This is a genomic window from Halosimplex aquaticum, from assembly GCF_028747785.1.
GTDB lineage: Archaea > Halobacteriota > Halobacteria > Halobacteriales > Haloarculaceae > Halosimplex > Halosimplex aquaticum.
This window is the reverse complement of record NZ_CP118160.1, coordinates 57,233-77,452: the sequence shown is the minus strand read 5'-3', so window position 1 is coordinate 77,452 and position 20,220 is coordinate 57,233. Positions and strand designations below refer to the sequence as shown.

21 protein-coding genes are annotated in these 20,220 nt (G+C 56.5%); 7 read left to right on the top strand and 14 right to left on the bottom strand.

Going from position 1 to position 20,220, the window contains the following annotated elements; genetic code table 11:
• Positions 1-373 precede the first annotated feature (373 nt).
• Together PSC72_RS24960 and PSC72_RS24955 are read right to left on the bottom strand one after the other, a co-directional pair.
• Positions 374-1,582: a cation:proton antiporter gene (locus tag PSC72_RS24960; protein WP_248653085.1), complete on the bottom strand. Its 1,209-nt coding sequence runs from the start codon at positions 1,580-1,582 to the stop codon at positions 374-376.
• A gap of 2 nt (positions 1,583-1,584) precedes the next feature.
• Positions 1,585-2,088 carry a cation:proton antiporter regulatory subunit gene (locus PSC72_RS24955; RefSeq protein ID WP_248653084.1) on the bottom strand — a complete coding sequence of 168 codons (504 nt, stop codon included), beginning with the start codon at positions 2,086-2,088 and terminating at the stop codon, positions 1,585-1,587.
• A 696-nt stretch (positions 2,089-2,784) separates the two neighbouring features.
• On the opposite strand from PSC72_RS24955, the gene PSC72_RS24950 reads away from it, so the two are divergent.
• From PSC72_RS24950 to PSC72_RS24935, 4 genes are all read left to right on the top strand, one after another.
• Positions 2,785-3,810: a lysylphosphatidylglycerol synthase transmembrane domain-containing protein gene (locus PSC72_RS24950; RefSeq protein ID WP_248653083.1), complete on the top strand. Its 1,026-nt coding sequence runs from the start codon at positions 2,785-2,787 to the stop codon at positions 3,808-3,810.
• Positions 3,811-3,992: 182 nt separating this feature from the next.
• The gene (locus tag PSC72_RS24945) at positions 3,993-4,817 is read left to right on the top strand and encodes a CPBP family intramembrane glutamic endopeptidase (RefSeq protein ID WP_248653082.1); all 825 of its coding nucleotides are present in this window, start codon (positions 3,993-3,995) and stop codon (positions 4,815-4,817) included.
• Between the two features lie 100 nt (positions 4,818-4,917).
• Positions 4,918-5,637 carry a universal stress protein gene (locus tag PSC72_RS24940; RefSeq protein ID WP_248653081.1) on the top strand — a complete coding sequence of 240 codons (720 nt, stop codon included), beginning with the start codon at positions 4,918-4,920 and terminating at the stop codon, positions 5,635-5,637.
• 33 nt (positions 5,638-5,670) lie between these two features.
• Positions 5,671-7,902 (top strand): amino acid permease, encoded by a 2,232-nt coding sequence (locus PSC72_RS24935; RefSeq protein ID WP_248653080.1) that lies wholly within the window; start codon positions 5,671-5,673, stop codon positions 7,900-7,902.
• A 55-nt stretch (positions 7,903-7,957) separates the two neighbouring features.
• Here PSC72_RS24935 and PSC72_RS24930 read toward each other — a convergent pair whose 3' ends face one another.
• The 7 genes from PSC72_RS24930 to PSC72_RS24900 form a co-directional block, all read right to left on the bottom strand.
• Positions 7,958-9,226 (bottom strand): phage integrase SAM-like domain-containing protein, encoded by a 1,269-nt coding sequence (locus PSC72_RS24930; RefSeq protein ID WP_248653079.1) that lies wholly within the window; start codon positions 9,224-9,226, stop codon positions 7,958-7,960.
• A 9-nt stretch (positions 9,227-9,235) separates the two neighbouring features.
• A complete protein-coding gene (locus tag PSC72_RS24925; protein WP_248653078.1) occupies positions 9,236-9,841 on the bottom strand; it encodes a hypothetical protein in 606 nt (201 codons plus the stop codon).
• Positions 9,842-10,153 (bottom strand): hypothetical protein, encoded by a 312-nt coding sequence (locus PSC72_RS24920; RefSeq protein WP_248653077.1) that lies wholly within the window; start codon positions 10,151-10,153, stop codon positions 9,842-9,844.
• Between the two features lie 128 nt (positions 10,154-10,281).
• Positions 10,282-10,809 carry a DUF7342 family protein gene (locus PSC72_RS24915; protein WP_248653076.1) on the bottom strand — a complete coding sequence of 176 codons (528 nt, stop codon included), beginning with the start codon at positions 10,807-10,809 and terminating at the stop codon, positions 10,282-10,284.
• A 70-nt stretch (positions 10,810-10,879) separates the two neighbouring features.
• The gene (locus PSC72_RS24910) at positions 10,880-11,407 is read right to left on the bottom strand and encodes a hypothetical protein (protein ID WP_248653075.1); all 528 of its coding nucleotides are present in this window, start codon (positions 11,405-11,407) and stop codon (positions 10,880-10,882) included.
• On the bottom strand, positions 11,404-11,940 hold the full coding sequence (locus PSC72_RS24905; protein ID WP_248653074.1) for a DUF7437 domain-containing protein: 537 nt from the start codon (positions 11,938-11,940) through the stop codon (positions 11,404-11,406). Before PSC72_RS24905 ends, PSC72_RS24910 begins: the two co-directional genes overlap by 4 nt.
• Positions 11,941-12,451: 511 nt before the next feature.
• Positions 12,452-14,128, bottom strand: a complete 1,677-nt coding sequence (locus PSC72_RS24900) for a transposase (RefSeq protein ID WP_248653073.1) — start codon at positions 14,126-14,128, stop codon at positions 12,452-12,454.
• A gap of 306 nt (positions 14,129-14,434) precedes the next feature.
• Between PSC72_RS24900 and PSC72_RS24895 the strand changes: the two genes are divergently transcribed.
• Positions 14,435-14,761 carry a Fic/DOC family N-terminal domain-containing protein gene (locus PSC72_RS24895; RefSeq protein ID WP_328518205.1) on the top strand — a complete coding sequence of 109 codons (327 nt, stop codon included), beginning with the start codon at positions 14,435-14,437 and terminating at the stop codon, positions 14,759-14,761.
• A 674-nt stretch (positions 14,762-15,435) separates the two neighbouring features.
• On the opposite strand, the gene PSC72_RS24890 is transcribed toward PSC72_RS24895, so the two are convergent.
• Positions 15,436-16,044, bottom strand: coding sequence for a hypothetical protein (locus PSC72_RS24890; RefSeq protein WP_254270716.1), 609 nt, complete (start codon positions 16,042-16,044; stop codon positions 15,436-15,438).
• A gap of 56 nt (positions 16,045-16,100) precedes the next feature.
• On the opposite strand from PSC72_RS24890, the gene PSC72_RS24885 reads away from it, so the two are divergent.
• Together PSC72_RS24885 and PSC72_RS25520 are read left to right on the top strand one after the other, a co-directional pair.
• Positions 16,101-17,093 (top strand): transposase, encoded by a 993-nt coding sequence (locus tag PSC72_RS24885; protein ID WP_274322795.1) that lies wholly within the window; start codon positions 16,101-16,103, stop codon positions 17,091-17,093.
• A gap of 32 nt (positions 17,094-17,125) precedes the next feature.
• Positions 17,126-17,656 carry a helix-turn-helix domain-containing protein gene (locus PSC72_RS25520; protein WP_328518204.1) on the top strand — a complete coding sequence of 177 codons (531 nt, stop codon included), beginning with the start codon at positions 17,126-17,128 and terminating at the stop codon, positions 17,654-17,656.
• 16 nt (positions 17,657-17,672) lie between these two features.
• Here PSC72_RS25520 and PSC72_RS24875 read toward each other — a convergent pair whose 3' ends face one another.
• From PSC72_RS24875 to PSC72_RS24860, 4 genes are read right to left on the bottom strand one after another with little or no spacing between them, the layout of a single operon-like run.
• Positions 17,673-18,128, bottom strand: coding sequence for a low molecular weight phosphatase family protein (locus tag PSC72_RS24875; protein WP_274326414.1), 456 nt, complete (start codon positions 18,126-18,128; stop codon positions 17,673-17,675).
• Positions 18,125-18,595 carry an arsenate-mycothiol transferase ArsC gene (locus PSC72_RS24870; protein WP_254270709.1) on the bottom strand — a complete coding sequence of 157 codons (471 nt, stop codon included), beginning with the start codon at positions 18,593-18,595 and terminating at the stop codon, positions 18,125-18,127. The genes PSC72_RS24875 and PSC72_RS24870 overlap by 4 nt, the downstream gene beginning before the upstream one ends.
• Before the next feature lie 15 nt (positions 18,596-18,610).
• Positions 18,611-19,774, bottom strand: coding sequence for an ACR3 family arsenite efflux transporter (gene arsB, locus PSC72_RS24865; protein WP_254270708.1), 1,164 nt, complete (start codon positions 19,772-19,774; stop codon positions 18,611-18,613).
• Complete coding sequence (locus PSC72_RS24860) at positions 19,767-20,165, bottom strand: ArsR/SmtB family transcription factor (RefSeq protein ID WP_254270707.1); 399 nt, start codon at positions 20,163-20,165, stop codon at positions 19,767-19,769. Before PSC72_RS24860 ends, arsB begins: the two co-directional genes overlap by 8 nt.
• Between the last annotated feature and the right edge of the window lie 55 nt (positions 20,166-20,220).

The window sequence follows — 20,220 nt, the reverse complement described above, 5'->3', positions numbered from 1 at the left end:
GATTGGATGGAGAAACTTGACTTGAAACTCGAAGCCACAGTTCTCACACTCGTAGACGGGTGGTTCTCGAATCCAGATCGTCCGGTTTGGTTCGGGCTCTTTTTTCCGGACTTTGTCTTCGCCGACGAGCTTGTTCAGAAACGACCAAATGAGACCTTTCGATGTCTCGAGGCGGCGTGCTAACTCATCCGTAGTGTATGGTTCGAGCGGGTCCATAGTCTCATAGACATCCTCAGGGGAGAGCTCATCCCCATTCGACGACTCGCTATCGGGATTCGGGTCAGGCATGATGAGGGATAGTACGGGTACCTACGCGTCGCATACGGCTTTCGAGCTTAAATAGGGTCGGAATGCCCTTCAAGATATCCCGGCTTCACTCGGGTGTTGACTTTCGCAGTCTCAGTGGAACACGGTCCAGAATCGGATCCGAGTTCTGGATCAGAACAGTCCCCAAGATGCTCATCAGCAAGACGTAACCAACCGTAAATGCGGGAATTACGGATCCGAGTGCCCCAGTGCCAACACTGGCAGCAAGTGTAGCGATCACGAGAGAAAACTCACCTCGTGGCACCATCCCAAAACCGACACGGGCCGAACGTATTCGATCCAATCCGTAGACTTGACCGGACAGTGTGCCACTCACCAGCTTTCCAGCAGTCGTGACGAGAATGGCTGCAAGGAGCAACCAGACGACGTTGGCGAGTAATGTAATGTCTGTCGTGAGCCCGATCGAGAAGAAGAACACAGCAGCAAAGAAGTCACGGGCAGGTGCGACGACGTCCTCGATCCGTTCGGTATGGTCGGTTCCGCTGAACGCTGTCCCGACGAAGAACGCAGCGACAGCTTCACTGAGTCCAGCGGTGAGAGCTGCACCGGCTATGAGTGTCGTGATCCCCAGAACCCGAAGCAGGAATAGTTCATCTGAATCCGCGTCGAACGCTCGCTCCACGTACTCCGAGCCGTACCACGCAACGACGGTGAGGACACCGAGAAACGCAAACGCCGACCCCACAGACATCGCAGCATCCAGAGCTGTCCCCTCACCCAGTGCGACCGCCGATAGTAGTGCTAAGTAGATGGCGATGAGAATATCTTCAAAGACGAGTGTGCCCAAGATCGGGCTACTCTCCGGGTTCGCAACCCAGCCGTTATCGATGAGTGACTTCGTGATCACGGCACTCGAGGAAATGTAGACGATCCCCGCGATGAAGAACGTCTCCAAGAGCGTGTAGCCGAAGACGACACCAAGAGTCAGGCCGAGACCGAAGTTGATGAGGAAGTCGATACTCCCGATTTTCGCGATGCGTTTCCGATCGGCCAGCAGCTGAGAGACGCTGAACTCGAGACCAAGGAAGAACAACAGGAATATGATACCGAGTTCAGCGAGTACATCGATAAACTCCCGATGTTCGACGAGGGTGAGTGAGATTCCGCCAATTGAGGACGGCTCATTCGGTCCGATGAGGATCCCGATGATGATGTATGCTGGGATTACGGACAGGCCGATGCGGTTGGCCAAAGCACCTGCGAGCGCGATACCAGTCAGTGCGATGCCGATCTCGACAAGCAACAGTTCCGCCATTCTTAGGCCTGCGAAGTATCGGTAGATCCGGTTTCGACAAGTTCGGAGAACGCCTGTTGCTCGTCCCGGCTCCCGAGCGTGACGAGGATATCATCAGCCTCGATAGTCGTATCGGGCATCGGATTCGCTATCGTCTTTTCGGCCCGCTGAATTGCAATAATTGATACGCCGGTCTGCTCCCGAATATTGGCCGCCCGGAGGGTCTGTCCCACTAATGGTGATGATGAATCGATATCGACCCACTCGATGATCGCTTCGCCCAAGGGCACTTGGATTTCGTCCATTTCGATGGGCTGAAAGTGTGCTCCCTCAAGGATAGAGCCAAGCTGGCGCGCTCGCTTACCAGTAAGACTGAACAACTTCTGGCTGTCTTGGTTTTCTCCAGGACGGCGATAGACCTCACGCTTCCCATCGTGGTGAATGAGTACAATTAGTCGTTCCTCACCATCCAGTTCGAGTTCGAATTTATGACCGACCCCTGGAACTTCGGTTTCATAGATCGTCATACGTTATCGCGGGAGGCCGAGTATGATAAATGACGTGCGTTGAAGCAATTTCCGGCGAGTTGCTACTCAACGTCGCTCCTGGCGGCTTTATGTCCAGCCGAGAAATAGTCTTCTAGAGCGCTTATGGAGGAAGTGACCGACAAAAACTCTACGAGTACACGACTGAGATAATCGTCGAGGTCATGGGCATCGATAATCGTGGTGAGTTCGCTATTGCCACCTATCAGTTTACGTTTGAAGAGAGAAGTGGATGGTTCAAGCAAAAGGCGAACTTGACATCCTCCATGAGCCTCACGTCGAAAGGGCTCTGGAAGAAGCCGGCTATTCATTCAAACGGTCGAAGTGAGCACAGTTTCAGATTACACTAGTGGGACCTAAGAATGGAAGCGACGAAGCAAAAAGTTCATAGCCTTTTTGAAGAAGGTGTCGGTATGGAAAAACTCCGAGTGATGGTTCGGAGATTGAGTGACATCTCATTACTCTCCAGTCCAGACTTTGAATGTCCGAACTGCGAAACTACGGTTAAGTCACAATACGAAGAGTGTCCATCCTGTGGCCGACAGTTGCTCTAACTCCGAACATCTGTTATATATTGATGAGATGTTTAATTCTATGTTTTTGCAGGGAAGCGAAATACCAGTTCCGTTCTGGAAATGAGCTCAGTCAAAGTTGTATTTGGATTACAGGGGTGGGCTCATGAACCGGAATCAAGTACGCGCGACTGCACTCGGATTTCTTGGCGTGTTTGTCGTCTTTGGTATATTGGCATATCTTGTCGGCGCAGAAGGATTCATTCAGGAACTTGCTGACGCTAATCGTCGTATCGTTGCACTTATCCTCCTAGTTACACTCGGATGGCTCGCTGCGTGGGGAATTGGTCTTCGGACAGTCCTGGCGGTGATGGACATCGAGATCTCGTTCATACGATCGTTTTTCATTCTCAACGGAGCAATGTTCTCGAACAACATCACCCCATTTGGGCAAGCAGGTGGTGAACCGGTGACCGCACTGCTTATCTCAAAAGTAACTGACTCGGAATACGAGCAAGGGCTAGCAGCTATCGCAAGCGTAGATACCCTCAACTTCATTCCATCGGTGACGTTCGCTCTGATCGGTGCCGGATATTACGCCACCAAAATGTCGTTCGGGCGGCGCCTGCAATTCCTCGTCGCTGGTATCATCATCCTTGCTATAGTTGCCCCCGCCGTCGGATATCTTTCGTGGCGAAGGCGAACTCGGGTACAGTCGTGGATCGTTCGAATTCTCACTCCAGGTCTCAAACGGCTAGGTGGGATTCTCCCGCGGATGCAATCCCCCACACGACAGGCTATCCGCTCTCGGGTCAGGCATTTTGTCGCCGCTATAGAACGCGTGGCGGGGGATCGTCGGGGAATTATTGTTGCACTCGCTGCCTCGACGGCTGGCTGGGTCCTCCAGATGGTCGCGCTCTGGTTAGCCTTTCTGGCGATCGGTTCTCCGATCCCGTTCTCCGTCCTGTTATTCGTGATCCCAGTTGGGGCTCTCGCTGCGATCACGCCGCTTCCAGGTGGCGCTGGTGGCATAGAGGTAGTACTCGTCGGCGTGCTTACTACCCTTCCTGAACTGGCGATTGGAGGGGGTACCGCCTTCGCCGCTGTCGCTATTTTTCGGGGAGCAGTTTACTGGGTTCCTGTGACTATCGGTGGCGTAGTAATGGGAATCGTAGGCGTTGACGCTGTTTGATACACATTCGTTGTTTCAAAGAACGTCTGCAACCATACCATGGATTAATACTCTACAGCCCAACCACCGGACAAGGATCCAGAGTGCACTCGTACCTCCGCGAATATCTCCGGCGTCTTCGCTTAGTCGTATGGAACAAGCGAGAGCAGCGACCTCGGGCGTTTCTTCGGATATATATCTTCTTGATAGCCTACACCATTATCTTCATCTCGATTCCGGTCCTCGTAGCGCCATCTGGTGACAGCCTCTTCCGGTCTGCTTTGCTTCGCACGATACTCACAGTCTGTGTGATTGGGCTCCTGTTTGGGGCAGCAACCTACATCGACAAACGCCCCATTCGCTCGTTTGGACTCGAGATTGACGGGCGGTGGGGGGTTGACGCACTCGTCGGCCTCATAATTGGAGGCGCAATCCCAACAGTAGCAACTGTACTCGGATTGGTTGGTGGCTGGATGACAGTTAGTGGAGTGGAGTACACTCCAACAGCCACCTATCTCCGAGATCTCGGCTTTGCTATCGTTATTACAGTGGGTATCGCGATTGTTGAAGAACTCGTTTTTCGAGGGTACGTACTCTCGAACGCCATCGAGGGGCTTAACTTTCGATGGCTGTCCCAGCCCGTAAGGGTCGGTACTGCATTGGGGTTGTCCGCCCTTCTATTCGCACTCACGCATCCAGCACCTGAACTCGTCAATGGTCTCCATTTCCTGTGTGCCGGTCTTTTGCTGGGCCTCGCATACCTCTGTTCGGGACAGCTCGCCCTCCCAATCGGCATCCACGCTGGCTTCAATTTCGTCTCTGCGTACGTCTTTCCGACAGCTGCTGATCCATCAGTAGCCGTGCTCTCGTTGACCGTCCACGGGCCCTCCTGGCTCACCGGGCAGACGGGATTTATACCGTTGGTACTCCAGTTCCCGGCGGCACTTGCGATCATAGGATACATTTGGTGGCAAACTGGCGATTTCGGTATCAGCCCAACGGTTAAATCCAGAAATCTCGAGGGGTGACCGCTCTACATGTGCGCTTGAATGCTGTCTCAAAGACGGTTAGATCGGAGCCCCTCGACACGAGGTATAAAACGACACGTCTGGAAAAGGTAGTATACCCATGCCCCTCACCGGTGACTCGACGATTCTCGTTCCGGTCGACGTCTCCGTCGCAGAACCACCTGATCAGGAGGTTTTAGAACTACTTCGACCGGTTAACCTCGTGGTACTCGGTTACTATCCGGTCCCAAAACAGACCGCCCCAGCTCATCTCAAGGAAGACCACGAATCCGACGCCTCAGAGCGATTGGACGACCTCGTTAGACAGTTTGACAGTACTGAACACGACGTCGAGGGCGTCCTCGTCTTCACGAAGGACCGTCAGGATTCCATCGACCGGGTCGCAGATCAACACGACTGCGACGCGGTCTTTGTCCCCGGTGAAGCCGGACCCGTCGAACGGATACTCGTTCCCCTTCGAGGAGACGTGAACCTAGAGCGAATCATCTCACTCGTCGGCGATCTCGTCCGAGCGAGTGATGCGACTGTCACCTTGTTTCATTCTGTTGAGGAGGGGACCGATCCGAGTCAAGGAGAGTTTGTTCTCCGGGGTGCAGCTGACCGGCTATCGGAGGAGGGAATCGATCGCGACCGGCTCGACTGGGAACTTTCCGGAGCCGAGGATCCGAAGTCAGCGATTATCGACATCGCTGCGGAGCACGATCTGATCATTCTTGGGGAAACAGAACCATCACTTCGAGGCCGGATTCTGGGAACTGTTCTCACTCCGATCCTCGATGGAACCGAGAAACCTGCGATCGTCGTTCGAGACATCAATTAGACTCTTCATGACAACTATTTCTGAGCGACCAGCATGACCGACGACAGCGGCGGGGAACTAGAGCGGAATATCGGGTTCCTCGAGGCGATGACACTAGGCGGTGGTACGATGATTGGAGCGGGAATTTTCATCCTACCAGGAATCGCAGCCGAAGGTGCCGGCCCCGCGAGTTCGATCTCCTTCATACTCGCTGGCTTCGTCGCGTTGCTCGCGGCCCTGTCGCTCTCCGAGCTGGCGACAGGAATGCCCATTGCCGGCGGAAGCTACCATTACGTGAATCGTGCTCTCGGTGGACTGTTCGGAAGCATCGTCGGATGGGGAATGTGGAGTGGCCTCATGTTCGCCAGCGCGTTCTATATGATCGGATTCGGCCAATACCTCGTCGAGCCGATTCCATTTCTCGATGGCCGACTGTTCATTGTCCTTCTGGGACTCGCGGGACTGGCCCTGATTGTCGGGGTGAATTACTACGGGACAGAGGAGTCGAGCCAGCTACAAAACGTGATGATTGGGACGGAAACCGTAGTCGTCCTGGCGTACGTGGCTCTCGGTCTGTTCTTTATCGACCCGTCCAATCTCGAGCCGTTTGCTCCCACGGGACCGAGTGGGATTATCGCCACGACTGGCGTCGTTTTCGTCTCATTTCTCGGCTTCGAGATCATCGCGACTGTCGCAGGGGAAGTCAAAGATCCCAGCCGGAACATCCCGCTGACGATGATTCTCTCGGTCGTCCTCGTCACGATCCTCTACGCATTAGTGATGCTTGTCAGTACCGGGGTCATCCGATACGAAGCACTTGGTGACTCACTCGTTCCGGTTTCGGATGTCGCAGTCGTGTTTATGGGCTCAATCGGAGTTGTGGCAATCGTCGCCGCTGCAGCCATCGCAGCGATTTCCAGTTCGAACTCTTCGATTCTCGCAGCGGCCCGAGTGAACTTCGCGATGGGGCGCGATGAGTTGATGAGCAACTGGCTGAACGTCACCCACGACAGATTCGGTACCCCACACCGGGCGATCATCGCAACCGGTGCCGTCACGGCGTTACTGATTGCTGCCGGGCTCAATATCGAGACGATCGTCGCGCTCTTGGCCGAGGTTGCGAGTTTCAGCTTCCTCGTCTCGTATTCGATGGTCCACGTCGCCCTTGTCGTCTTCCGTCGGGCCGATCCCGAAGACTACGATCCGTCGTTCAAGATTCCCGATGTATTGTATCCGGCAGTACCGATCCTCGGGGTGGTACTCTCGCTCGTCGTCATCTCACAGATGGCGTCGGTCATCATCCTCCTCGGATTAGGAATCGTCGGAGTCGGTGTGGGCTGGTACTTCATCTACGTCAAGGAGCACGCCATCGACAGAGGCCTCATCGACGATGCAATCTCGCCGACAGTAGATGGATACACGGTCGTTGTTCCAGTCGTGAATCCCGAGACACAGCAGGACCTCCTCCGACTGGCAGCGGCAACTGCACACGCACATACCGACGAAGAGACGCCAGAACTCGTGGCAGTGAACGTTCTCCAGGTTGCCGACCCGTCACCACAACAGAACATCGAAGCCGAGCGCCTCGACCACCAGCACGACCTCCTCGAAGCGGCACGGGATATCGCAGCGGAGATGGACGTGAATCTGCGGACGGTGGCGATGACCGGACAGCGCGTCGACGAGACGATTCTTGAGGCGATTCTCGAAGAGGACGCCGATCAAGTGCTGCTCGGCTGGAAGGGAACGCTCACTCGACTGGGGCACGTGTTCGGCCCGAATCTCGACTCCGTCGTCGAGAGGGCACCATGTGAAGTCACTCTCGTTACGCTCCACGACGAGACGATCGGTACCACCGTGGCCCTGGCAGGTCCGGGGCCCCACTCGCCGGTTGCTGCACGGCGGGCTGCTGAGTTTGCGACCGTCGACGGGAGCGTCCCGACACTAGTGAACGTTCAGCCAGAAAGAGAACCGGAATCCGCTGCTGTCGAACGAGGGGAAGCAGTGATCGAAGACGTTGCACACCAAGCAGGACTCGATCCAGAGGAGTATGAGAGTGAGGTCATCGTTGCCGATGATATCGAAGCCACGATCCTCGAGACCGTTAATCACTACAATACGATCTGTGTCGGGCTGTCCGAACGGAGCGAAGCGTCTCGGATTATGTTTGGAACGATCGCAGAACGCATCAGTCAGGAGGCAACGAGCAACGTTGGCATCGTTCGCGGTCCCCTCGAAGTCGACGAGCCAGCTACGCGTCCTCTAGAGGAACAGCTATCGAAATGACCAGTGCGGAGTCCCCCCTAACGGTGAACACACCTCTCCGGACAACAGCAAAACGTTATCCCGGGGATGCACCTGTTCCCAGATAGTCGTCAATTTCGGAAAGTGCCTCAGTCGCAACATCACCGAGTTCCCCAGCCTCGATATGCGAATACCGTTCGCGAACCATCTCCTCGGAGTTGTCCAAGTACCGGGCAGCGACAGTGTACCCGAACGCCCGAACGAGGACCTCTCCCATCCCACGTCGACCGCCGTGAGGGGCGAGATAGTCGTGTTTCGGATGGTCGATGTCGATCTCTGCGGCCTCTGAGAGTCGCTGGAGAATCGACCGTGCGCCGTCCGTCGTGATCGACGGCGGTCGCACGTCCTCATCGAGCGCCAATAAGAGGTCACGAGCGAACTCGCTACGTCTATCGTCGATTGTATCCGGGTGTTTCCCTCGGTCGGCCAGCTCGTCCTGTACGAGCGTCGCAAGCGTCCGCTGGTCGAACGTCGAAAACACCGGCCAGCGGTCCGTCGGCGGGTCCATCAGCTTGCGGTAGCTCCGCAGGGGCGAGATCACCGGGTCGGGGAGACTGGCGGCGTCCCACTGCTGTTTCTTCCGGTAGACGTCCATACTCCCGTCGTCGAGGGAGAGGTCCTCCCAGCGGACGCCGCGCCGGCGCGGATCGTTTGGGTCTCGAAGGAGTTCCCCGACCCGAACGGCGGTGTACGCGAGAACGAACACCAGCGCCCGGTCACGAGCCGCCTTCAGCGCCGCGTAGCGCGCTCGCTGTTTGTCGAGGGGGTCAGTATCCTCCGAGAGGGTCGTGTACGCCTCGACGGCGTCGCGGGCCCGTTCGTCGACGTGGCGGGTGAAGGCGTGGCGCTGCTCGGACGTCCAGGCCTGCTGGTCGCCGGGCTTGCGGCCGTCGTCTTCGGGAAGTGGAGCCATCGCACTCGCCCGCTGAGCGTAGTGGGCCTCGAGGTAACCCTCGTTGACGCACCAGCCACACCACGCAGAGATATAGCGGTAATAGGTTTGTACGGTATTCTGCTTGAGCCCGCGATCACCGGCGAGGTGCCGGGCGTACTCCCGGAAGACGCGTTCGTCGAGGTCCTCAAAGGTGGGTTTGCGGTCGACGTCGTCGGTAGTGATACCGGTCCAGTCGTCGTCACCGCGGTCGCCGGCGGCCCACTCGGCGAACCGCTCGAGCTCGCGCGCCGCGTTGCGTCGGTAGTTCCCGCCATCGCCACCCCGGCCTTTCCCCTTGTCCTGCAGGTAGCGCTCGAAGCTGTCGTCGAGCGGTGTCGAACCATCGCGTGTCGATGAGGTGTTCTGATTCATACGGTTTCGTCACGGGAGCAGGTGGTCGTCCAGAATATCACTACAATCAATCGGGATCGCCTCCCACGCAGCTTTCACGGCGTTGTATCCGGTCCAGCCCTCACGTTCCAACATCTCGCCGCACGCTTCGCAGAACTCGCGACGCGAAATTAGCTCGTTGTCGTAAAGAATGTAGAACAAAAACGGCGGTGTCACGACACGGATATCTTCGTCTTGGTCGTCGACAGCACGACGAATCGAGCGCCGGCCCGCCGCGTCCATCAAGATGACGTAGTCAACGGCCCCCGGGTTCTGTAGCACTTCCTGTCGGAGCGATTCCTCGCCGGCGTCCGCTCCGTGGGGACGGGGGACGCTCGTCACCTGGGTGAGCGGTGTTTCGTTATCCTCGAGCGCATCGAGCGCGGTACGGCTCCCGTAATGAAGCCGGTACGGACGGCTTCCCTCTGGCGCTGTCTCGCGTGTGTTCTCGACGTGTCGCTTGAGTTCCTGTTTGCAAACGTTTGTCGTCGTGAGGCCGATTTGGTCGGTTATCTCGGTCCACAAGGGGCTGTTCGCGACGGCAATCAGCGCGTCCGTATCGACCAAGATCGGATACCGAGTGTCGTCACTTGCCATTTAGACGAGATAGTCACTAGTGTCATCCTTGGCAGCCTCACGGAAATCGCCAATGTCCTCTTCGAGCAGGTCGAACTCTTCACCGAGGAGCACGCGAGCAGCGTCCTCCGAGAGGTCGCCCGCTGAATAGCGTTCGTAAATCGCGATCTTGTCGTCGTCCGTCATCGCTCGCCGAAGCATCTGAGTGAGCCCTTCGCGTGCGAGTTCACTAATGTTGATTCCGCCCAGATGGACGGAATCGAGTTCGTTCGCCGCCTCTTTGAGCGGCCCAGCACGGAATTTGATCGTATCGTCAAGCGATTCCTGGCTCATGATACGAATTACGCGGGGCAGAGTGATAAGTTGTTCCCCCATGTGTGAACACGTGGGTGGGTGGCGAGCTTCTATCGAGCGTAGAGGTTCGCGTTCGGATCACCACCTGGATGTGGGACCGACATCCGTTAGCTGTTGGCCTCGGCAGGCTCTGTCGTCGGAGCGAGGAAGTCCCATTCGCGGATGGCGAAGCCAACGATCTGGATACGCCGCTGAAGGTGCTCCCACTCGCGGGCGATCTCACGGCGCCGGTCTTCCTCGTCGGAGTCAAGGGACTCGTCGGCGAGCGTTCCACGAAGCTGGTTCGGTGACTCGACGCCGAATTCGTCCTCCCAGTCGCGAATCTGCGTCTTCATATCGGCGAGACGGTCCGTGAGCTCCTCGACAGTGTGCCCGCTGTCTCGGAGGCGCATCGCCTCCTGCATCGCTTGGCGGCGGTAATCAGGGTAATACGTCGTGTGAGTGCCGCTTTCGTCACGATGGAGGATCCCATCGTCGACGAGGCGTTCGAGGACGCGTTTGGTTGGTTCGTGTGACCAGCCCGCTTCGGAGGCGATCCAGTTGGCCGTCCGCGGCTCCGACAGCTGCCGGGCGACCATCCGCACGCGGTCTTCGCCCGTAGTCTGTTGATTCCGTAGTCCAGTATCTTCTGTCATATCCTACTATCAACGCGATTTCTTAATATAGGTTGAGATGGATAGTTCTATATCGACATCAGGGGATGGGTCACCGAAATTCGTTGGCGGTGATCGTCTCGAGATACTCGACGCTGACGTACCGGAATTCGATTCGGTCGCTGAAGCCGTGTTGAGGGAGGAGCGTCTCGGCCGCGCGTCCAGCCGGTTTGTCCGTCGTTAGGAGAACAACGTGGTCTGCCTCCCCAGTGTCGAGTACTTGAGCAGCAAGCCCAACGAGTGCCGTGTCCGCTTTCTCGGTGACATCCTCGTCGCGGTCGGTCTCGTTGGCGATGAATCGGCGCGCTTCGTCCATCACTGTCGAGACGAGTGGATTGGTGTAGTCGAGCTCGTCGGCGACGACGATCCACCCCTCCTCGAATCCATCGGGATAGGGAATGTTCCCCGAGGGATACTCGTCCGCTGCAGGATCGCCCCCGAGCTCTTCGTAGACGCGCTGCGGGATACGCAATGAGACACCGGCCTGTCGGAGTGCCCGACGAAGCCGTTGAAATTTGTCCTTGTCCGGGCCACCACACCGTACAAAGACGCCGGTATCGGCGATATAGACCGTCGTCATGCAGCCGCGTCGGCGTACTCGGTCGCAACCGGTTCCAGCGCCTGGAGGATGATCTCGGCCTCAAGCGGTGAGAGGTCAAGCTCCCGGGCCGCAATCCGATGGTTGACCGTGCCGTCGACGTACTCGTAGGCGTACTCGAGGGCGACAGCAAGGCTGTCGAGGCCATGACGCTCGATGTAGACGTCGACGTCCTCGTCCTCCTCTCGGCGGGCGACGGCTGCAATAAGGGCCGGCGTGATCGTTTGGGTCTCGCCGTCCGTCGAGAGCGTGAGTGCAATCGACTCGGCGTCGTATTTATACGGTCGCTGATCACGGGTTTTCTCCACTAAGCCAGCTGTTTCGAGGTTCTGCACGTAGTCGTAGGTGGTCCCTTGTGGGATATCGAGCTCGTCGACGATCTCGGAAACGGTGACGGGGCCGTGCTGCAAGATGTAGGCGTACAGCCGAGCGAGTGCCGGCGTCTCGAGAAGGTCGACGACCGTCTGCAGCTGCTGAATAGGTGGTCGACCTGACCGGGGCGGCGAGTGCGCCATCTCGATTACGAATTATAGATAATTCGTGATAAGACTTCCGGCGATGGATCGGAACTCGCAACCAGTCCAATACCCGCAGAGAGACAGCCGCTTGCTGCGGCTCAACCCCGGGGGAAGCGGCGTCGTGAGGCGGTTGCAGCATTCGTGCTTCACCGACGGCGGCGGGGTACTTCAAACTGGTCGTGATTACGGGCATAATCATGACCACCGGTGACAGAAGTCTCATAACCATTTTTCCTATGATAGAAGGGTTCTATACCCCGAAATTCGGATTTGGCCAACGGTATAAATCATATACCGCTATACCAAAACCGCGACCGGTGAAGTTGAGACTACAGCGGGTTTAGCGGGGCTGTAATGCGTGGTTTCGGACGGATCAGTGAGACAAGACAGCTTCAGATCGGCTCTCAACCACACCACCTTATCGAATTTGTAACTAGTTCAGGAATTTTCCTCTCTGCTCCATAGTGTCGCCACTCACGACTCGACTATCTCAGCAAATAGCCGCGGTCTATCCGATTCCAGTCTCCTTCTTCAACAGCGTTAGCGTATTGTCCGCCGTCACGAGTGGCGAATGTTCGTACTCACCGGTCAATTCGACCTGCACCAGCGCATCGACTGCCCGCCAGATCGAATACAGCAGACACGCGAACGCGAAATAGAAGAACCGGAGTCCGAAATCCTTCGAGGTCGTCGCCGCCATGAATCGCTTGATCGACCGATACCCACTCTCGATCTCCCAGCGATACGCATACTCGGTGAGGAAACTCCCGCCATGATTCGACATAAACACTGAGTACTGCCGGTGATCATCGTGCTCAGCGTTCTCTTTGCGCCGGTAGATCAGCGTCGTCTCGTGCCACTCGTTATTCCCGAGATGGAGTTTGCGGTCCGCTTCGTATCGATCATCATCCCGCTGGAGGAGTCGCTTCGCCTGAGCTCTCTCGCTCGTCTGCATTCGTTTCGGCACGACGTATGAGAGTCCGCGCTGGCTAATCATTTCCAAAACATGCTGGCTATCGAACTCCCTATCCATCAGCACGTTATCGACATGGACCAATTCCTCGGCGGAGTTGAGAAGGTCCTCGACGATCTCCTTGCGTGACTCACCTCGTCGAACAGGGCGAGCATCCAACACGATCGGGATGGCGTTGCCGACCAGCTGGACAGTGGCCCACTGGTAAGCGTACTCATCGGTCTTCTCCTTCGTCCCTATAATTTCGTCTTCGTGTCCCGTTCGATCACCGGTGAAGGAATCCGCTTCGGTGATGTCGATCGCGATGATCCCGGCCCGGAAGAACTGCTCTGTCTCCGAGACTTCTCCTAACAACCGATCTACCGCCTGTCGGTACATCTCGCGAGTCTGTTCGATTGAGAGGTCACGGATGTGCTCGCGATGGACGTGCCCCAGCGGTGTCCGCTCACGCATCGACTCGTAGACGAAACTGCGAGCGCCTTCATTGACAGCCAGCCGCTCACGAAGCCCGAGATACGTCTGTAAGTCCCAGTAGGCGTTCTCATGAATCTCACAACCGTCGCCACGATTCAGTGAGAACGCGGGGAATACGACGCGGCTGATGTGGTCCGTGATCGGTGCCGCTTCGTCGAGGACAGTTCGATTGTCTGGGTCCGATTCGTCCTCTTTGCCACCTCGAGATGGAAGGTGTCTTTCTGGCTTGCGCGGAACGGTGACACCCGCGTTCTGGGCTTTGATGAGGATGGTCCGCGCAGCTGTCTCGACTGTACTGCGAAGCTCGGCAGTGAACCGGTTGTGCCAGCTGCGCCACAGCGTTGATTGGTTCGGTACTGTCTCCAGATCCAGTTGGTCGCAGAGTGCTGGACGACGCTCAAGGTACTCAATTAGTGCGGTTTCGTGCTCCCATCCGTGGCATTCTTTCAGAACGAAGACGCGAAAGAGCGTGTCCATCTCGTAGCGAGTCGCCCCCACATAGCGGTCGTGCGCGGCGAATACGAAATACGCCAGAGGGAGTGAGCAGACGAAGTTCTCAACCGATACATGGCGGTCGTGCCTAAACCACGTCTGTGAGACCGTCCGGATATCGGACTCCAACCCGGCAAGCGTGCTTCGATCGTATACTGGCGTGGCATCGTATACTGGCCACTCGACGTGCGTTCGTTGGGCAATCCGTCGAAAGACAGTTCGTCGCGACTCACGAATTGCAACCACTACGGGACGTTGAACACGACTCTCTCAAAAACGCCACTCTCTGGTAGTAGTTGCAATGGTGCAATCCGCCTCTGCGCTATTTTGATTTAGGATCAAAATGCCAATAATGGATCGTGTTTTGTACGGCTACTACCAGTAATGGATCGAGACGACTTCGAAGAGACGGCACCCGGTGAAATCGTTCCGATTACGACCCCAAAGGGAACGTATTCGGCGTTCAAACCTGGATCCGTTACCGCCCACAACTAGCACTGACCAACTGATGCCCGTTAGCGAGGGCGACGCAAGCTAAGCCGGCTCCACGGCATTGGCCCTCGCATCGGGTCAAGAGAGATCCTCATTGAACCGTTCATTCGGAAGGAGACACTGGAAGCGTCCCAGATCGAAGGCACTCATGTGACCCTCTCAGATATCTACGCGTATGAAGCAGGACAGGAGACGTTCATCGACGAGGACAGACGACAGGGTACCCAGGAGATCATAAACTACTTGCACGCCCTGACACACAGCCGAGATGCGATAACGGCAGGTAAGACTGTCACCGTCGAGTTGTTGTGTGAGATGCTTCACCGATTGCTCTCGGGGTACGCGGGGACGAAGCAAACCCTATTGTCTCGACACTGTTCCTACTGAAACAGCCACCAAGTCGGTATCTGATATAATGGTGTTGTTGACTCAGCTACTCTTTGAGCCTAAGGGATAATTTTACCTCTCGGCACTCAATAATCTCACTATGAATCGCCGTGCCCTCCTCTCTTCTTTTGGTGCAATAAGCGTTGCAAGTGTCGCAGGATGTCTCTCGACACTCAATTCACCTACAGCTGGATCTCCAACAGCGACAAAACAAAAGGAAACAGATGGTCTGTCAGCGACCGTCACGAGTGTCTCATACGATGGGACGGCCGGAGAAAATGAGGAGAGTGTGTCTCAGTCCGGCGACTGCACGGCTCAGAGCGCAACGCTCAGTGGGTGGTTCTCGACGAGTAGTTGTCGGACAGTGGCTATTCGGGCGCTCCAATACAACAGCACCGAGCGGTACGCAGAACTGGTCTTGTATCCCCGTTGGACCAACTCAGACCCCCCCGAGAGTGTTGACTGCGCTGGTGCCTCGTATCAGTATCAAGTCGAACTAACGGCACAAAATCATCTTCCAACAGACATTAAGATCGTCTACCAGCGTCCCGACGAACGAGCGGCGACTGAGTTTACTGTGCAGATCATTGAGTGCTCATAAGCGGAACGCAGACAGTCTGTCTCTACCGAACTCAAATATAGAACACAGATTAGAGATTATTACTTTCTATACGTTAGTGTACACCGTTATTGTAGGCATGCTCTCTAGAATAGTTCATTCCTTCAACCGTACAGTAGGTAATATCGTAAGTCACACCATCAGTATTCTTATCGCGGTTGCAGTCTCCCTTAGACTCGTAATTTTCGCTACTATCACCGTATGAGGCGACCATTGGTGTTGCATTATCATATGAACCCTCATCAGCATCCTGGCCGAGTGAGTGATCATCCCCTGGAAGCTTGAGACAACTGTCCAGCAGGAAGGAATGTAATGCCTCTTGAATTGCCACGGCTCCCAGCATGTCACCGGAGTACCAGTCGGTACTGACGAATGCCTCAGTCCGACCCTCCCATGCCCCTTCTGAATCAGCGAAGGCATCGGAACAGTTTGTCACCCAGAGGAACTGTCCATCGGTGAACCCATTATTATCCAACCACGTCGTCGCGGAACTTTCCATATTGGAACAATTTAAAGAGTGGTCAGTTTCATACTTTTCTATTACATAACCTGGTATGTCCATACCATAGGCACTTCCTGTCTCGTCCATAATTTGATCCAGTGCGTTGAGAACCGCCTGATATACCGTATCAAGCTCACTTGTGCTGGGGACCTTTGCCTTCATTAGAGGGTGTCATAGAACGATTAGCACACCAAAGAGCAGGGTGAACGCTGAGGTGGATGAGTTCAGCGACCCTGCAAGATGATCCTTCGGTAGAGTCGTTCTTCAATGTCGTGGAGACAGAGACGCTAGCGCTGTTCGAGCACCTCTCCTTCGAATTTCTCGAAGAGTTTGACGTGTTCGCCCCGGCGCAGACGGGGCGAACACGAGACCACGAACCACCAGAGCTGATGCGTGGCTTTCTCCACTGCTACTACAAAGATATCTACGGCATCCGCCCCGTCGAACGAGAGCTTCGGAACACGGTCGTCTGGTTGAGCTGTGGCTTCGATCGACCGCCGTCGAGAGACGCGGTCGATCGCTTCCTCACCGACCTCGAACACGTCGCTAACGAGGTGTTCGATCACCTCGTCGAGCAGGCCGCCCGCCGCGGCCTGCTCGACTTGACCTACTGTATCGATTCGACCGACGTGAGGGCGATGCCAGCCGACCCAGATGCGTCAAAGTGCTACGATCCAACCAAGGACGAGTACTACTACGGCTACGGCTGTACAATCGTCTCGACCGGGCAAAAGATACCGATCGCAGCGGAGTTCACCGAGAGCAAACAAGCACCAGAAGAGACGGCGATGCGCGTCACCCGTGACGCGCTCGCCGTCGAGCAACCGATCTGGATGGTCGGTGACAGCGCCTACGACACGCTCGACTGGCACGACCACCTGCTGGCCGCAGGGGTCGTGCCAGTCGCTCCGTACAACGCGCGAAACACCGACGACCCGCTCGATATCGAGTACAGGGTCGAAGACCGCATCGAGGAACACAGTGAAGACGTTCAGCTGAAGCAACCGACGCTAGATGAGACGTACAACCGCCGCACGGGAGTTGAACGAACCAACGAATCAGTGAAGGACTGCGGCCTCGGGCGCACCCACGCCCGAGGCCGCGTCCACGCACGAGCGCAGGTGTTCCTCGCGCTGTGCCTTCGCCTTGTCATCGCGATCACCAACTACGAACGTGGAGACAATCCGGGAAGCACGATCATCACGGTGTGAGAAGAGTTCTATGACACCCTCTCTATTTCTGGTTGAGTACGCGGTCAAATTCACCAGCGGCATCTGAATTATCAGATCATGACGTTTTCCACTCTGTAGAACTGCTTGATTCACTCGACGAAGAGTCTCTCTACACCGCACGCTTGCACAACGACCATGAGAGTATCTGTGTCGGAATCACGAAGGCAGCTGTCGAGCTCGAATCGGCACAGTCAACTCCAAACAAGTGGACGTTTCGACTTCGAGCCGAATCAGCTGAACAGCTCTCCACATTTCAAGCGTACTGCCAAGAGAACGATTTCGGTGTTCGGTTGACCCGGTTCCCGACCCAACTCCAGATTTTCAATTCGCAGGAGTACAATCTCACAGACAAGCAGCACGAAGCATTAGCACTCGCGTATACGGAGGGCTATTTTGAGACACCTCGGAAAATCACTCTAGAGGAACTCGGCGAGTTATTAGGGATTACACAGCAGGCTGTGATAGCGAGACTACGGTACGGAGAAAAGAACATCCTCGAAAATACAATCGTCCATTCAGTGAACTCAGAGTCTAACCCATAGTATCTACTCTATCGAATTATGACGTTGCAGCTTCGGTGGCTTCAATTTCATCGAATAGACTACGAACCCGCTGTTCGATTTCATCGCGGATGTCGCGCACCCGATCAGGATCCTGTCCGTCAGGGTCCTCCAGCGCCCAATCACGGATATCGACGTCGTCACCGACTTCGCCGACGTCGAGTGTCGAGCAGCCCATCGTGGCAACGTAGTCGCAGGAGCGCAGTTCGTCCAGCGTGATCTCTCGTGGCGTCCGCTCGGAGAGATCGAACCCCGCCTCTTCCATCACGTTGACGACTTCGTCGTGCACGTGGTCGGTCGGATGCGTCCCTCCGGTGAGGATTTCGACGCGGTCTTCAAGTCCACGTCGCTCCCGTTCACGCTCCGCAAATGCCGTGGACATTTGGGAGCGGCCAGCATTCTGGACGCACATAAAGGCGATTCGAATCGGATCGGTGTCGCTGTGTTCAGTCATTGTATCTGGTGTGTGTGGTTTCTTCGTTCCGCTTCGGTCGGCAGGTCGGCAATTAGTTCGATAACGCGCTGTTCGATCTCTGTACTGATTGCCCATACAGACTCCGTATCAGCATCCGCCGGATCGATGAACCCCCAGTCACGAACGACCACTCCCACTGGAAGGTCATCGACCGACAACGAACACCCCATCAAGGCGACGACATCACACCCCTTGAGGGTCTCGCGGGAGATCTGTGTCGGTGTCCGCGTCGACAGGTCATAGCCTTTCTCCCGCATTACGTCGATTACGGCCGGATAGATCTCCTCTGCTGGGTCCGTCCCACCGCTGAGGATCTCGATATCCGTTCGGTCCTGGATCTGAACTTGGGTTTCAGCGATGGCGGCCGCGATCTGACTTCGACCCGCGTTTTCCACGCAGACGAACGCGAGGCGAAGGGGATCAACGGAGTTTGTCTGGGGAATCATTGGATTGTTTGGGGCTCAATCATCCTCAGGAGTGGGTTCTGAACCAGTTGGGGTGAGCTGTCCGGTCGTGGCGCCACGCCAGTCGAACTTTCGCTGGAAGTACAGCGCGACGTTGACCAGCGCGAGCAGGACGGGAACTTCGATGAGTGGGCCGACGACGGTGGCGAACGCGACGCCGGAGCCAACACCGAACACCGCCACGGCGACGGCGATGGCGAGCTCGAAGTTGTTCGACGCCGCCGTGAAGCCGATCGCCGTCGTCGTCGAGTAGTCTGCGCCGATGCCCCGCCCCATCCCGAAGCTCACCAGGAACATCACGACGAAGTAGATCGTCAGCGGTACCGCGATCAAGAGGACGTCGCCCGGCGAGGCGACGATGGCGCCGCCCTGCGTGGCGAACATCACGATGACGGTGAACAGCAACGCAACGAGCGTCAGCGGATCGATCTTCGGGATGAACTCATCATCGTACCAGGCTTCGCTCTTGACGCGAGTTCCGACATACCGGGTCAGGAAGCCGCCCGCGAACGGAATCCCCAGGAAGATGACGATCGCCTCAAACACCTGCATCGGCGAGATGTCGAAGGTCGTGATCCCGGCCACGAGTGACTCCATGCCGAGCAGCGGCGGGAGGAACAGTGCGAAGAACCAGACGTACACCCCGTAGGTGACGATCTGGAAGAGGCTGTTGAACGCGACGAGGCCGGTGACGTACTCGGTCGATCCTTCTGCGAGTTCGTTCCAGACCAGGACCATCGCGATACACCGGGCCATCCCGATGAACACGAGCCCGAGGAAGTACTCGGGGCGTGCCGGCAGACCGGGAACGAGGCCGCTGAAGAAGAATACGGCGAGCCCGAACATGAGCGTCGGACCGATCAGCCAGTTCTGGATGAGACTCAACCCGAGTACCCGCCAGTTGCTGAAGACGGTCCGAAGTTGCGAGTAATCGGCCTTCGCCAGTGGCGGGTACATCATCAGGATAAGTCCGATCTCGACGAGGTGGAAGTCCTGAATCGGTTGGGTTACTGATGGGGCGACGAATCCCAGCCCGACGCCGATCGCCATCGCACCAAAGATCCAGACAGTGAGGTACTTGTCGAGGAAGTCCATCGACCGTGGGTCGCCACAGCTCTCACAGTCGCAGTCGGGCCCGTGGTCGTGTTCGACGTTACTCATCTGCCACGCTTCCCTCAAGAACGGTAACAAGCGCAACAGCTCGATTGGTAGCCCGATACTTCTTCCAGCGCCCGTCCTTCCAACCCTCGACAAGGTCTGCGCCGACGAGTGCCGAGAGGGCATGGCTGAGACCGCTCTCGGTCACGTCAACGACGGCGTTCAGCTCGCAGACGCAGAGTTCCTCTTGGGCTGCAACGAGGACGCGCACGAGCGTATAGCGCGTCTCGTTGGACAGCGCCGACAAGACGTCGAGTTCGGCCTCCGCCTGTGCCGTCCCGAGTCCGGCCTCAAGCGTGGAGAGTTCGTCGAGACGGCGCTCGACATCCTCGCTGCGGCACTCCCCGAGTTCGTCATCGAGATACCGCTGTAATCGTTCGGTCGCTTGTGCCATCAGCAATCACTTGATCACTCTCTCAATTAACCATTGCGGAATATTCCTAGCAGAA

What these genes read in the sequence shown, in the direction of transcription:
- PSC72_RS24960 (WP_248653085.1), bottom strand. Translation starts at nt 1,582, where the DNA reads ATGGCGGAACTGTTGCTTGTCGAGATCGGCATCGCACTGACTGGTATC.
- PSC72_RS24955 (WP_248653084.1), bottom strand. Translation starts at nt 2,088, where the DNA reads ATGACGATCTATGAAACCGAAGTTCCAGGGGTCGGTCATAAATTCGAA.
- PSC72_RS24950 (WP_248653083.1), top strand. Translation starts at nt 2,785, where the DNA reads ATGAACCGGAATCAAGTACGCGCGACTGCACTCGGATTTCTTGGCGTG.
- PSC72_RS24940 (WP_248653081.1), top strand. Translation starts at nt 4,918, where the DNA reads ATGCCCCTCACCGGTGACTCGACGATTCTCGTTCCGGTCGACGTCTCC.
- PSC72_RS24935 (WP_248653080.1), top strand. Translation starts at nt 5,671, where the DNA reads ATGACCGACGACAGCGGCGGGGAACTAGAGCGGAATATCGGGTTCCTC.
- PSC72_RS24930 (WP_248653079.1), bottom strand. Translation starts at nt 9,226, where the DNA reads ATGAATCAGAACACCTCATCGACACGCGATGGTTCGACACCGCTCGAC.
- PSC72_RS24925 (WP_248653078.1), bottom strand. Translation starts at nt 9,841, where the DNA reads ATGGCAAGTGACGACACTCGGTATCCGATCTTGGTCGATACGGACGCG.
- PSC72_RS24920 (WP_248653077.1), bottom strand. Translation starts at nt 10,153, where the DNA reads ATGAGCCAGGAATCGCTTGACGATACGATCAAATTCCGTGCTGGGCCG.
- PSC72_RS24915 (WP_248653076.1), bottom strand. Translation starts at nt 10,809, where the DNA reads ATGACAGAAGATACTGGACTACGGAATCAACAGACTACGGGCGAAGAC.
- PSC72_RS24910 (WP_248653075.1), bottom strand. Translation starts at nt 11,407, where the DNA reads ATGACGACGGTCTATATCGCCGATACCGGCGTCTTTGTACGGTGTGGT.
- PSC72_RS24905 (WP_248653074.1), bottom strand. Translation starts at nt 11,940, where the DNA reads ATGGCGCACTCGCCGCCCCGGTCAGGTCGACCACCTATTCAGCAGCTG.
- PSC72_RS24890 (WP_254270716.1), bottom strand. Translation starts at nt 16,044, where the DNA reads ATGAAGGCAAAGGTCCCCAGCACAAGTGAGCTTGATACGGTATATCAG.
- PSC72_RS24885 (WP_274322795.1), top strand. Translation starts at nt 16,101, where the DNA reads ATGAGTTCAGCGACCCTGCAAGATGATCCTTCGGTAGAGTCGTTCTTC.
- PSC72_RS24875 (WP_274326414.1), bottom strand. Translation starts at nt 18,128, where the DNA reads ATGACTGAACACAGCGACACCGATCCGATTCGAATCGCCTTTATGTGC.
- PSC72_RS24870 (WP_254270709.1), bottom strand. Translation starts at nt 18,595, where the DNA reads ATGATTCCCCAGACAAACTCCGTTGATCCCCTTCGCCTCGCGTTCGTC.
- arsB (WP_254270708.1), bottom strand. Translation starts at nt 19,774, where the DNA reads ATGAGTAACGTCGAACACGACCACGGGCCCGACTGCGACTGTGAGAGC.
- PSC72_RS24860 (WP_254270707.1), bottom strand. Translation starts at nt 20,165, where the DNA reads ATGGCACAAGCGACCGAACGATTACAGCGGTATCTCGATGACGAACTC.